Source organism: Thermostichus sp. OS-CIW-33 (assembly GCF_054059615.1).
The window spans coordinates 63,876-76,369 of the sequence record NZ_JBSSCH010000012.1 but is presented as its reverse complement, the minus strand read 5'-3'; the positions used below and the strand labels follow the sequence as shown (position 1 = coordinate 76,369).

The following is a 12,494-nucleotide window of genomic DNA, read 5'->3' as shown; positions in this document are numbered from 1 at the left end:
GGAAGGAGATGCGGATTTGAATGGTGCGAATGTGATTGCGCTTTTGGGGGCTGTCGTAAACCAGCCTAGAGGTTCGGGCCTGTTTTGTTCTCTGGCAGAGCAGAGCAGGCTCAGGGCTACTGAAAGCCCGCTCCGTACCGCTTAGCGGTCGGAGTCGGGTAGTTTACGCATTGTAGTCATTCCAAACGAGATTGAGACACTCCCGCTGCCGCCCAAACGCTTCGCGCCGCTGCCGCGACCCCTCTCCCAGGGGGAAAAGGATTGGTCTGCTGGCTTGACTTCCCAGAGGTGCCTAGGATTCGGAACACCTGTGCGCCGAGAAAGAAATTCTTAAAAAGCCTTCGCCAGCCACAAAACCGCATTTAGGATTGGCTTCGAGGAATAGTCAGCGAGTAACCTGCGTCTTTGTTTCCAGATGGCCCGATACCAAGCCGGCTAGGCTTTTTCAGCCCAGCCTCTTTTTCAGTGCAGATGCTCGAGCCGTCAGCCCAGTCTTTGCTATGCCTTCAACTGCAATGGATTCTTCGATCTTTCATCAATCCCAACCTTCTTCCCAGCGGAATCCTGTGCTCTCAGACAAGCTTTCCCTGCGTATGGGGCAAGCCCTACTGGGGTTAGCATTGGCCACTTGGCTGTTAATGGGGTTGGGCAGTGCCACCCGCGTCATGAATGCTGGGCTGTCTTGTCCAGATTGGCCCCTTTGCTACGGGGCAATTGTGCCCAGCCAGCAGATGAACCTGCAAGTCTTTTTGGAATGGTTTCACCGCATGGTGGCTTCTGGGGTAGGCTTGGCTACCTTGGTTCTAATGGGGTTTGCTTGGCTGAAGCGTCAGGCATTGCCTGCGTGGCTGCCCTGGGGTTTGAGTTTGGCTTTTGCCCTGGTCTTGGTGCAAGGGATCCTGGGCGGGCTGACGGTCACGGAGCTGCTGCGCTTTGACATTGTGACAGCCCACTTGGGCACGGGCCTGCTGTTTTTTGCCACTTTGCTCACCCTGGGATTACTGATCTGGACAAGAGCCGGTTCTAAGGACTCCATCCTGCCGCTGCGACTGGGTGAAGGGCCATTTTCCGTCAGCTACTTGCCTTGGCTGGGCTTGGGGGCGGTGCTGCTGGTGTATGTCCAGAGCCTTCTCGGTGCCTTGGTGGCCTCCCAATGGGCTTTGCATCAATGCTTTGCTGCCGGCGAGCTGTGCTGGGTGATGAATAGCCACTTGCTGGGGGTTGCTCCGGCCACCCTTGGGGTGTTGGCGGTAGCGGTGGCCACCGGGCTGCGGCGCAAGCGGATCCCCCGCCTTCTCAAGTTCTTGGGCCATGGGTCTGTTGGCCTGCTGTTGGCCCAGGTGGGGATCGGTGTTTTGACCTATCACTACCGGCTGCAGGTAGAACCCCTAACGGTGGCCCATCAGATGATGGGGGCAGCTTTGCTGGCCTGTCTGCTGGCTTTTACGGTGCTGGCCTGGCGAATGCGAACCCAGGGGGAAGAAGGCCAGTGGATGGCCATGACCGCAGAAATGACCGGTGAGTGAATTTCATGCAAGATAGCGTTTTAGTCGACCGTCAGGCTTCCTACCAGAACCCGATGGGGGGGATCCCCTCTGAGCAGAGCCCATGTGCTCTGGGGTGCGAGCGCCAGGCGCTTGTCCAGGTTTTGCGCAGCTACAGCCAGTTGGTGAAGCCCAAGATCATCGCCCTCTTGCTGATGACGACGGCTGGGGCCATGTGGATGGCAGGCAACACCGACCCGTTCAGGTTTTTCATCACCCTTTTGGGGGGAGGAATGGCGGCGGCGGCAGCCAACGTCATCAACATGGTGTATGACACCGATATCGATCGGATGATGGAGCGAACCCGCCATCGTCCCCTGCCTTCCGGTCGAATCCGGGCGCGGGATGCTCTGATTTTTTCGGGGATCCTGGCTTTGGCTGCCTTTGGGTTGTTGGCTATTTTCACCAACCTGCTGGCTGCCGGTTTGGCCATGTCGGGGATCCTGGTGTATGTGGGGGTCTATACCCACTGGCTGAAGCGTTCCAGCACGCAAAATATTGTCATCGGTGGAGCAGCAGGAGCGATCCCACCTTTGGTGGGCTGGGCAGCAACCACAGGCGAGCTCAGCTGGGCCGCGTGGGTGATGTTCGCCATCATCTTTTTGTGGACTCCACCCCACTTCTGGGCTTTGGCCATTCTGAAGCGGGAAGACTATGCCCGTGCCGGGGTGCCGATGCTGCCGGTGGTCGCGGGCGAAAGGATCACTGCCGCGCAGATTTTGCTCTACGCGCTGCTGATGGTTCCGGTCAGCCTGTTGCTGGTTTACCCCTTAGGGATGCTGGGATCCTTTTATCTGAGCGCGGCGGCGCTGCTGGGATCCCTCTTGGTTTGGAAGGCGGTGCAGTTGCTGCAGGATCCCTGCGACCGAGATCGGGCGGCCTCGCTCTTCACGTTTGCCAACCTGTATCTGCTGCTGTTGTGCGGGGCCATGGGTCTGGATAGGTGGTCGTTAACCCACATCCTCTGGAGCCAGGCCACTGCGTCCCTCCAAGGGATTTACACCACGCTCATAGCCCTGGCAAGCTGACTTGCGCGAATGGGGGATCCCTGGGTTGATAACCCCCGTTGGCCAGCCGGTTTTTCCTCAAAATTGCGGCCCATTCTCAGAGAGTGACACTCCATACCGTGCAGGGTAGAATGAGCTAATCATTAGCCAAGCAAGACACACCCGGCCATGACCAATGAGGAAATTGAGACGCGGTTTGTCCAGTTGGCCGAAGCTGTGACCAGGGTGGCCAATACAGTTGCCCAGGTTACCGATGCTCAGCTTGCCTTGCAGACCCTTTCAGGGCGTCTCGCTGAGGTTGTCCTGGAATTGCGGCAGGAAGTGCGGGAATTGCGGCAGGAGCTGAGAGAATTGAGGCAGCGGCAGGCTGAATCGGATCAACGCTTTGAGGTTCTCCTTCAGGAAATCCGCTTCTTGATCCGCCGCCAGGGAGAGGGGCAACCATGACCGGGTTTGCCGCTATGCCTTGCCTGTTTCCCACGAGGCCACAGATTGCTGGGTCGAAGACATTGGATTGGAACGGAGCGATATCACCATCGGTGTGAATTGTGGGAAAGGCTGGGGATCCCTTGTTCCACTGCTGTTTTTTTGCTCCTGGTTCTTGCTGGCGAACCTTTGGCCTGTCAATTCGCCGGGGCTAACCGTCTTGGTGAGCTTCGCAGGTTCCAGGGTTGAAGAGTCCCAGAACCCTGGCCTGCCGGAAACTCTCCAGGCTTTGGATGCTGTTGGATCATAACCAACTCACAATCAATGGAGCTTAGCGGACTTGAACCGCTGACCCCTTCAATGCCATTGAAGTGCTCTACCAACTGAGCTAAAGCCCCGATTTACTTTGCTTCAGGTCAGAATCCGCTCAAGGATCCAACTTTCTATTCGATTCTACACCTGCAGCCTGTAGAAGCTGCCTTATTGGTAAAAAGTGCTGGGATCCCATACTAGATAAGTGGAGGATCCTTGTCAATAGTTTGGATGGCTCAACCGGGGGGAAGCAACAGTGGGGTTTGCTCGGCCCTCAGCCTTTTGTTGCCCGGCATCCCAGGAAGCCCGCAGGGTGGTAGAACGGAGTCAGTGGCAATTGAGGGGCCTGTGACACAAGAAACTCAGCTTAACCGCATTTTGGCGGCTTCTTTGCTGGTCGTCTGCCTTATTGCGGCCATTGTCGGGGGCACGCGCCCTGCCCCAGAGCCTACCCGAGGCGGGGTTGGCCTAGAGGCCGCACGGGGGGCGGATCGCATCGAGGTGGTCACCCTGGAAGGAACGATAGGCGGCCCAGGGGGTTCGACTTTGGTAGGCCTGCCCACTTCTCCTGTGGAACAGTTGCGGGAGGCAGCACGGGATCCCTCTGTCAAGGCTGTATTGCTGCGCATCAACAGTCCCGGCGGAGCTGTGGGATCCAGCCAGGAACTCTACCGTGCCGTAACTGCTCTGCACGAGGCGGACAAGCCGGTGATCGCTATCCTAGAAAACATTGCTGCCAGTGGGGGGTACTACGTGGCCAGCGCTGCCGACAAAATCTATGCCAACCCTGGCACCCTGACCGGCAGCATAGGGGTTATCATCAGCGGCCTCAGCTTTGGTAAGTTGCTGGAGAACTACGGCATAGAGCCGCAGACCTTCAAAACCGGCGAGTACAAAGACCTTCTCTCTCCTTTCCGCAGTGCCACTCCTCAAGAGCAGCGCCTTCTGCAAAACTTGGTGGAGGATACCCTCGAGCAGTTCATTCGCGATGTGGCCCAAGGACGCCAGCACTTGCCAGAAAAGGCAGATGAGGTGCTGGAAGCAGAGATGATCGCGCGACGGCAGAGCTTGGATGAAGACCGGGTGCGACAATTGGCCGATGGACGCATCTTCACCGGGGCGCAAGCTGTGGAGGTGGGCTTGGTGGATGCTTTGGGGGGGTACACGGAGGCGGTGGAGGATCTGCGGCGCATGACCGGGGATCCCTCTTTGTCGCCGGCGGGTGAGGGAGAGGGCTTCCAACGAGTACTGCGACGCCTGTTAAGCCAAGGACTGTCCTCGCAAAGGCAAGCCGCTTGGCTGGGCCGGCTGTTGGAGAGCAACGAGGCTGTTGGGATCCCAGACGTGCCGTTGCTGTGGATGGCGCCGGAGTGGACTTTGCGCTAAACCTAAATCTAATCAGGACGGGTTTTGGGTGTGGGGGGTGAACGGTGAATCGAGAACCGGTCGCGCCGGCGGCGCAGGGCACTTTGAGAGCAGCTGCTCTGGGAGTGCAGGGCAATACTTGGAGAGAGGGATCCCAGAAGGCCAATTCCTTGGCGGAGCTGGATTGGGCCATCGACCTGGAGCTGTTGACCAGTCGGGCTTGGGTGGAAATTGACGCAGCCCAGCTGCGAGAAAACCTGCGGCTGTTGCAGAGGCGCCTAGGCTCAAACGTCGAGATCTGGGCGGTGGTGAAGGCCAATGCCTACGGGCATGGGGCGCAGTTGGTGGCTCCCGTGGCTGTTGCGGCTGGGGCCAAGGGGCTGTGTGTGGCCACCCTGGCCGAAGGGATCGAGTTGCGGCAAACGGGGCTGCAGGCTCCGGTTCTGGTGTTGGGAGCTTTGAATACTTGGGCAGAACTACAGCAGGCCATGGCAGCCCGGCTAGAGGTCAGCCTCACCTGCACAGACCAAATCCCGCTGATGCGCCAGGTAGCCCGTTGGGCCGGGCGCCCCGTCCCGGTGCATGTCAATGTGGATACGGGTATGACCCGTTTGGGGATCCCCTGGAAGGAAGCAGCAGCCGTGTGGGGGCAGATTTGTCGGATCCCGGAGCTGGAGGGCTGTAGCTTGTTTTCCCATCTGGCGACGGCGGACGAGCCCCATTCTCCAGTCATGGAACAGCAGCACGCCCGCTTTGCCCAGGTGGTGGAACAGATCCGCCAAGCCGGGGATCCCTTGCCGGCGCTGCATCTGGACAACTCAGCCGCCGCTCTGGCCCATCTCCACTACTCCCGTGTGCGCCTGGGACTGGCCCTCTATGGCTTGTCGCCTGCCCCCCACTTGCAACTGCCGGGTCTGCAGCCGATTCTGCGACTCAAGGCGCGGCTGACCCACATCCAAACTGTGCCTGCCCAGACCGGAGTGAGCTATGGACATCGCTACATCACCTCTCGCCCCAGTCGCATTGCCACTCTGGCCATCGGCTATGCGGATGGGATCCCACGGCGGCTTTCCGGCTGGCTGCGAGGATGGGTGCGCGGCGGCTTGATCCAACAGGTGGGCACAATCACGATGGATCAATGTATGTGGGATGTAACCGAGAGGCCGGATATCCAGGTGGGGGATGTGGTGGAGCTGCTGGGCCCCAATCTGGCAAATGCGGGTTTATCTGTGCAGGATTGGGCCGATCAGTTGGGTACTATTTCCTATGAGTTGCTGTGTGGACTTTCTGCCCGTCTGCCAAGAGTGTTGGTTAATTCTCTGGGTTTTGATGATGCCTGACACGACAGATTGGATTGCCTCAAGCACGGATAGGAGCGGGCCAGAGGCTGTTCGCGTCAGCAGCAGGGGATTTGGCTTGACTTGTCAACAGAGAATAGAGCAGCATCGAAGGTAATCGAGAGCACTCCTGCTCCCTGAAAGACAGGGGCTTGGCGGCGGGTTCGATTCACATCAGGAGGTAGCGATGGCGGAGGAACATAAGCCTCTGAAGGGCCTGGAAAATCAAATGGAACGGGCTGTTCTGGAGATGGTCAACGACATCCTGCTGATGGAGAGTCAGCAGCGCTACTGCTTCTGTGAGAAATTCTGTAACGATGCTGCCGCCCTGGCTTTGAACAACCTCCAGCCTCGCTACGCCACCAGTTTTCACGGCTCTCTCCGAACTTTAGAAGCCATTCAAGCGGATCAGGAGTTGCAGAGGCTGATCCGGTTGGAGGTGGTGAAGGCCATGGACAAGGTGGCGGCCAATCCCCGTTGCCCGGAGCCTGAATGTCCTTTGCTGCTGCGCGACGCCGAGACGATAGAGTTAGAACTGGCCCCTAGCGACAATTGAAGGAATGGCTCTGATGGAGCTGCGCTCCGCTGGCGCGAACGTTTCCCCTTCGCCGGTGGCCTTTCTTGGCCCTGCTGGAACCTACACAGAGTTGGCAGCTTTGCTGGCCTGCCCTGAGCAGCCTCACCTGCACAGCCAGGGATCCCACCCCTTAGTGCCTTATCCAACGATCAGCGCCTGTCTAGAGGCGGTAGCTGCCGGCCAGCAACAATGGGCGGTGGTGCCGGTGGAAAACTCGGTGGAGGGGGGGGTCTCGATGACCTTAGACGCCCTCTGGCAACTGGAGGGGCTAGGGATCCGGCAGGCGCTGATCCTGCCCATTCGCCATGCCCTCATCGGACGTGCCTCGCGGTTGGAGCAAATTGAGCAGGTCTACTCCCACCCGCAAGCTTTGGCCCAATGTCAGGCTTGGCTGAGATCCCATCTGCCCCAGGCCACTTTGATCCCAACCCGCTCGACCACCGAAGAATTGGATCGCCTGCAGGAGCAGCCCAGCGCCGCCGTCATCGCCTCAGAACGAGCTGCCACCCTCTACCAACTGCCGGTCTTGGCCTGCCCGATCAACGATCACCCCGACAATTGCACTCGCTTTTGGGTTATTGGCCGTGCGCCGCTCTCGCGTTCCGGTCAACAGGGTGAAACCTCTGCCGATCCTGCTTCTCCGGGGGGATCCCATACTTCCTTAGCCTTCAGCCTCCCCCACAACGTGCCGGGAGCGCTGCTGAAACCTCTGCAAGTGTTTGCGGAGCGAGGTTTAAACATGTCCCGTATTGAGTCGCGCCCCACCAAAAAATCGGCAGGGACGTATGTCTTTTTTGTCGATTTGGAGAACCCTATCGGCCAACCCTATTTGGATGCCGAGGTGGTTGCGGCGCTGGAATCAATTGCTGAAACCTTGAAGCTCTTCGGCAGCTACCCTGTGCATGACCTCTGCAAACAAGGGGATCTATCCCAAGTAGCAAAAGCCCTGCCCTCTGAGGGGAAAGCGCGTCCAGCGTAGCCAAGTCTTTCAAACCGTTGAATCCATCTGAGTCATCAGGCCCGAAAGCTGGGAGCGACACCCGATAGAGTCATTTCAGGTTAGGGTAAGACGCCTGGGCTGCTGATCGCGCCAGCGGGACGGAGTCCTTGAAAAGCCTTCTGGATCAGTGCATGCAACATTTTGGGTTTGAGTTCAGTGTCCCAGTTTAAATCCAAATGACCGTAGCTTGGAACCAGGACTGCTGTCCCGAGCACTGGGGCAGACCAGGATCACTTCACAGAGCTCGATAACCTTGCCAGGCTTGCCAAAAAATGTAAAGAGAAAGAATGGCCAGGAAGCCCCGAAACAACAGACTGACGGTTTCATCGGGCAATTTGGGCAGGGTGCGTGTGCTAATCTGTACACCGATTAACCCCCCTGTGCCCAAGATTAAACCTGGGATCCAGAGCACATTCTGGTGGATGGTGCCGTCCCCGAACCCCAGGCCATTCCAGATCCAATCGCTGAGGCCCGCATGGCTGGCAGTGGCAGCAACTGCTGTGATCACAATGGCCCCCAGACTGGTCTGAATCGCCACTTTGATTGTCTCTTTCAGCAGCAGGATCTGCATTGGCACCAGGATCACCCCACCGCCGATGCCAAACAGCCCGGCCAACAAACCGGCAGTGCCGCCGGTCAGGGCGCGGGCTAACCAGGGAGACATCTGCCCTGAGGACTCCGTCCCGCTGAGGTGCTCGGCACCGCTGACGTCAGCCCCCAGTTCTTGGGCCTGGATAACCACCTTTTTGTTGAGTTGCACCAGGTAAGTGTTGGCCAGCAGCAACACTCCAAACGCTGCCAACAGCAGATAGCTGGGAAGGCGACTGGCGATAATTGCTCCTACTTGAGCCGTAAGCAACGCTGGGATCCCCAGCAGGATCACCCGTTTCAGATCCAGCATGCCCATCCGCCAGTTTTGGATGCTGCCTGCAATCGAGGTCATAACGATGGAAAGGTTGCTGGTGGCTGCAGCTTGAACCGGTGGGATCCCCAAGCTGACCTGTAAGGGCACCAGGATCACGCCACCGCCAATGCCCAGCACCCCGGCCAGGATCCCTGCCACCAGGCCGCCAATTGCCAAGGCCAACTCCATCCCCTACCACTCCCCACCGCTGCTCTATCTTGCTGGCCAAAAAGCCGCCATCATCGTAACATTCTCCAGTCCTGGCAAGACTAGCAGGGATACATCGGTCGAGAAGCCTTGGGTGTGGGGTTGAAAAGAGGCGCATCATAATAATGTTGGACAGTAAATATTGGACAGTCGTACCGCCTTGGTGCAGATCGCGCCAGCATGTCAACTTCATCCATAGGCAAGGAAGCCTTCATGGTTGCCATCCATCCGGCAAATGATCTGGGTGCTCTGAAAAATCTAGGTTCCACGGCAAGAGGATCCCAGCCTGCTTGGTGGCCTCCATCTGGGCGGCAACAGGGAACTGTGGCCCCTCTGCAACCTCTGGGGCTGGTTGCTTTGGAAGGTTTGGCCACCTGGGGAGATCGCCTGTTGGGCTTGGATCGGGTGAGGGGCTATTTGGTGGAAATTCAAGAGCACAACACCCTGCTGCTCAATCCCCATCATGTCCATTCTTTCCAAGGCGCTTACGGTTTGTGGGTAGAGTCAGAAGGGGATCAAGCGTGGATTTGGCTCAGTCAGGAGCAAGAGGGGCAAATCTTGCGCATTCCCATGTCCGCTCTGCAGCAACCGGGATCCCTGGAAGCCTTTCCAGTGTGTAGCTGCCCCTGCCCCATCGAAGGGATCGCCCTCTGGATCGATCCCCACACGGGAAACCGCTACCTCTATGCCACCTGCTACCGACGGGGAAAAATCCTGCAACTGGATCCCAGCCGTGGCCTTATTGTGCAGGAGATGCCCGCCCCTGGGGTTGGCCGAGAACAGATTGCGGTGCAGGGAGACTACCTCTGGGTGAGCGATCGGGTGGAAGAGACGATCTACGTGCTGGAGCGCCAGACCGGGCGAGAATTGGCCCGCATCCTCACCCCTTCTCCTGGGCCGACAGGCTTGGCCTACTGGCGGGGGCAGCTCTGGGTAGCCTACGCCCACGAAGAAGCCTATATCCACGACAACCCCAACGCTCCGGATCCCTTGTCGGTGGCCCTGCGCGACAAAACCTGGGTGGCTCCCCTGCGCCTGCGGCCTTTGGATCCCCCTAGCTCCCCCGACCCCTCTGGCGGCAGTGGAACCGAGGCCGAGGATTCCCCCATTGCCTGTCCGGTAGTTTTTCAGCCCCAGTGTCTGGGGGAACGCGCCACCTACACCCTCTCCCACGGCTATCGGGTGGAGCTGACCTATGTGGAAGAAATTGCCCAAGAAGAGCCGCGCTTCCTGCCCGATTTGGTCTGGCGAATTGCCTTGCCCTGCAACAGCCTTCGCCAACGGGTGCGCAGCCTGCACTGGGTAGGTCTGCCGTTTGAAGTGGAAGAGCAATCTGGCCAACAGGTGGCGGTGTTTTCGCTGGGATCCCTGGGGGCCCATGAGGTGCGCTTGTTTGGCTGGCGGGCGGTGCTGGATCTCTACAGTATCAAGTACTGCATCGATCCACTGGATGTAGAGGCTGCCGTTTTGCCCAGGGAGCTGCGGGATCGCTACTTGGTGGACGATGACTACCTGGCCATGGACACCTCGATTGTCCGAGAGGCAGCGCGGCTGGCCGTTGGCAGCGAGACCAACTTGCTGCGCAAAATGCTCAATATCCGGGCCTATGTTTACGACAAGCTCTCCTACCGGGTCACCTCTCGCATTGATCCGCCGGATGAGGTTTTGCGGCGTGGCTCCGGTTCTTGTGGCGAATATGTGGGGGTGCTGTTGGCTTTGGCCCGCCTCAATGGAATCCCTTGCCGCACGGTGGGGCGCTACAAATGTCCTCCCCATCCAGAACTGAAAGGGATCCCGCTGTTTCCCCAGTACAACCACGTGTGGATTGAGTTTTATCTGCCCGGCTGGGGTTGGGTGCCGATGGAGTCGAACCCTGACGATCGGGGGGAGCGCCCCTATTCGCAGCGCTACTTCATGGGCTTGCCCTGGACCCATGCCGAGATCGCCAAAGGGATCCCTTTCGAGACGATCAACACCGACCAAGCCTCAATTGGGGAGCTGGCCATTAACCATGTGCAGTTTCGCATCTTAGAAGAAATTTGAAAGGCGAATAGAGTGAGAAAACGGGCCTGAGATTGGCCAACACTGCTCCGGGAGTGATTTTTGCCGAAGATAACAATGTGGCTCCTGATGTGGTGTGGGTAAGCCGCTCTCGACTGAGAACAGCGTTAGGGGCGGATGGCAAACTCCACAGTGCCCCAGAATCGGCGGTAGGAGTGCTGAGCCCTGGAGCTCGCAATATTGGCCAAGATAAGCAAACTAAGCTCAAGCTTTACAGTCGGCTTGGGCTACAGGAGTATTGAGTGGTGGACTGGCAACAGCAACAAGTGGAAGTCTACCGGCGTCAGCAAAGGCAGTTGGTGTTGATCAAAACTTGCTTGGGAAAGATGAATTGGACTCGAATTGGACTCGCCGTTGCTGCCGGGGCTTGCGTGCCCGATTTCACAGCTGTGGATGCCACCTCTTGCCTGAGTCTGGTGGGAGCCCCATTGCTCGCTCGAAAAGCTGCCACCCGAATGGGGAGCTGTCAATAGAGCTGCACTCCGCGGGCGCGAATGTCGCTTTTTCTTCCCCAGCCTGATGCTGGAATGGCTATGGGCCAACAACAGGGCTCTGCCCCCATCTGGGGCTTGCGTTAAAGACTAGGATAGGAGACTACGGCGGGGCTTGGCTTCGCTCCAGGCACATCCATCCAAAGCAATCCGCTCTACCTCCGAGGCCAGCCTCAATGCTTTCAGGGCCTGTTCCCCACCCACAGAAGGTTGGTTGCCCCCCCGCACGCAATTGATGAAGTGCTCCAGTTCGGCATGCAGCTTGTCGATATTGTCGGTGTGGACTTTCTCAATCAAACAATCCCGCTGGTAGGGCATTTGGCCGTAGTCGCTGGTGCTGCCGACGGATCCCTGGCGGTACACCGAGATCTCATTGTGTAGAAAATCTGCTTCTACCAAGGCATTCTTGCAGTGGACGGCAATTTTGCGCACCTTGCGGTGGGTGACCTTGCTGGCAGTGAGGGTGGCGATGGCACCGTTGGCAAAAGTGAGAGTAGCCGTGACGTAGTCCAGGTAGCCCAGCTTGGAGATGCGGTTGCCGCTGGCGGTAATCTGGGTCACGGGAGATGGGATCAGCTCCAGCAACAGATCGATGTCGTGGATCATCAAGTCGAATACCACCGACACATCGCTGGCGCGGTCGGAATAGGGGCTGAGACGGTGAGCCTCGAAAGCCAGAGGTTCTTCACTTTGCAAGACTTGGCCCAGCTTTTGGAAAACAGGGCTGAAGCGCTCGATGTGCCCCACCTGCAAAATACAATTGCAATCGGCAGCTCGGTTCACCAGCGATTCTGCTTCGCTGATGCTGGCAGCGATGGGCTTTTCGATCAGCACATGTACCCCGGCCTCCAGGCAGGCCATACCCACCTCGTGGTGCAGAACCGTCGGCACGGCAATGGCCACGGCAGCTACATGGGGCAGCAGATCGCGGTAGTCCTCATAGAAATGAACGCGGTGGCGGCTGGCCACATCCAATCCCCGTTCCACGTTGATATCCGCTACCCCCACGACCCGCACATCCTTCATCAGGCTAAACACGCGGGTGTGGTGCTGGCCCATGTTGCCTACCCCGATCACCCCAACCGGGACAGCTTGCTCTGGGTAAGCCAGTGGACGGCGGGGAGAGTTGGCAGAACTCGGGCAAGATCGGGCCATGACGTTTCCACTACCTCCACCACAAGGGTTTCGCGAACCTCGCTCCATCTTTCGGTAACGGAGCGCCGCATTTCACGAAACAAACTTCACAAAGCTTACCATGCCTCC

General features: G+C 58.3%; 11 protein-coding genes, 1 tRNA gene and 1 pseudogene. 10 read left to right on the top strand and 3 right to left on the bottom strand.

Going from position 1 to position 12,494, the window contains the following annotated elements:
* The 4 genes and pseudogenes from ACVWZG_RS10085 to ACVWZG_RS10070 all read left to right on the top strand — a co-directional run.
* A pseudogene (locus tag ACVWZG_RS10085) lies at positions 1-145 on the top strand (RNA-guided endonuclease TnpB family protein); the annotation flags it as partial.
* Positions 146-515: 370 nt separating this feature from the next.
* Positions 516-1,526 carry a COX15/CtaA family protein gene (locus ACVWZG_RS10080; RefSeq protein WP_457415360.1) on the top strand — a complete coding sequence of 337 codons (1,011 nt, stop codon included), beginning with the start codon at positions 516-518 and terminating at the stop codon, positions 1,524-1,526.
* Positions 1,527-1,579: 53 nt separating this feature from the next.
* The gene (locus ACVWZG_RS10075) at positions 1,580-2,572 is read left to right on the top strand and encodes a heme o synthase (RefSeq protein ID WP_457406848.1); all 993 of its coding nucleotides are present in this window, start codon (positions 1,580-1,582) and stop codon (positions 2,570-2,572) included.
* Between the two features lie 147 nt (positions 2,573-2,719).
* Positions 2,720-2,998, top strand: coding sequence for a hypothetical protein (locus ACVWZG_RS10070; protein ID WP_011432303.1), 279 nt, complete (start codon positions 2,720-2,722; stop codon positions 2,996-2,998).
* Between the two features lie 304 nt (positions 2,999-3,302).
* Here ACVWZG_RS10070 and ACVWZG_RS10065 read toward each other — a convergent pair.
* Positions 3,303-3,375 (bottom strand) — tRNA-Ala (locus ACVWZG_RS10065).
* Positions 3,376-3,637: 262 nt separating this feature from the next.
* On the opposite strand from ACVWZG_RS10065, the gene sppA reads away from it, so the two are divergent.
* The 4 genes from sppA (at position 3,638) to pheA (ending at position 7,547) form a co-directional block, all read left to right on the top strand.
* Positions 3,638-4,675: a signal peptide peptidase SppA gene (sppA, locus tag ACVWZG_RS10060; protein ID WP_457393739.1), complete on the top strand. Its 1,038-nt coding sequence runs from the start codon at positions 3,638-3,640 to the stop codon at positions 4,673-4,675.
* Positions 4,676-4,719: 44 nt separating this feature from the next.
* Positions 4,720-5,994, top strand: a complete 1,275-nt coding sequence (gene alr, locus ACVWZG_RS10055; RefSeq protein WP_457406837.1) for an alanine racemase — start codon at positions 4,720-4,722, stop codon at positions 5,992-5,994.
* Positions 5,995-6,178: 184 nt separating this feature from the next.
* Positions 6,179-6,547 carry a late competence development ComFB family protein gene (locus ACVWZG_RS10050; protein WP_457393743.1) on the top strand — a complete coding sequence of 123 codons (369 nt, stop codon included), beginning with the start codon at positions 6,179-6,181 and terminating at the stop codon, positions 6,545-6,547.
* Positions 6,548-6,560: 13 nt separating this feature from the next.
* The gene (pheA, locus tag ACVWZG_RS10045) at positions 6,561-7,547 is read left to right on the top strand and encodes a prephenate dehydratase (RefSeq protein ID WP_414389260.1); all 987 of its coding nucleotides are present in this window, start codon (positions 6,561-6,563) and stop codon (positions 7,545-7,547) included.
* Positions 7,548-7,803: 256 nt separating this feature from the next.
* Here the strand turns inward: pheA and ACVWZG_RS10040 are convergent, their stop codons facing one another.
* Positions 7,804-8,661, bottom strand: coding sequence for a sulfite exporter TauE/SafE family protein (locus ACVWZG_RS10040; protein ID WP_011432297.1), 858 nt, complete (start codon positions 8,659-8,661; stop codon positions 7,804-7,806).
* Positions 8,662-9,003: 342 nt separating this feature from the next.
* On the opposite strand from ACVWZG_RS10040, the gene ACVWZG_RS10035 reads away from it, so the two are divergent.
* Both ACVWZG_RS10035 and ACVWZG_RS10030 read left to right on the top strand, forming a co-directional pair.
* Positions 9,004-10,722, top strand: a complete 1,719-nt coding sequence (locus ACVWZG_RS10035) for a transglutaminase domain-containing protein (RefSeq protein WP_457406834.1) — start codon at positions 9,004-9,006, stop codon at positions 10,720-10,722.
* Between the two features lie 32 nt (positions 10,723-10,754).
* Positions 10,755-10,982: a Uma2 family endonuclease gene (locus ACVWZG_RS10030; protein ID WP_414382071.1), complete on the top strand. Its 228-nt coding sequence runs from the start codon at positions 10,755-10,757 to the stop codon at positions 10,980-10,982.
* A gap of 339 nt (positions 10,983-11,321) precedes the next feature.
* Here ACVWZG_RS10030 and ACVWZG_RS10025 read toward each other — a convergent pair whose 3' ends face one another.
* Complete coding sequence (locus ACVWZG_RS10025) at positions 11,322-12,386, bottom strand: Gfo/Idh/MocA family oxidoreductase (protein ID WP_414407010.1); 1,065 nt, start codon at positions 12,384-12,386, stop codon at positions 11,322-11,324.
* Positions 12,387-12,494 lie beyond the last annotated feature (108 nt).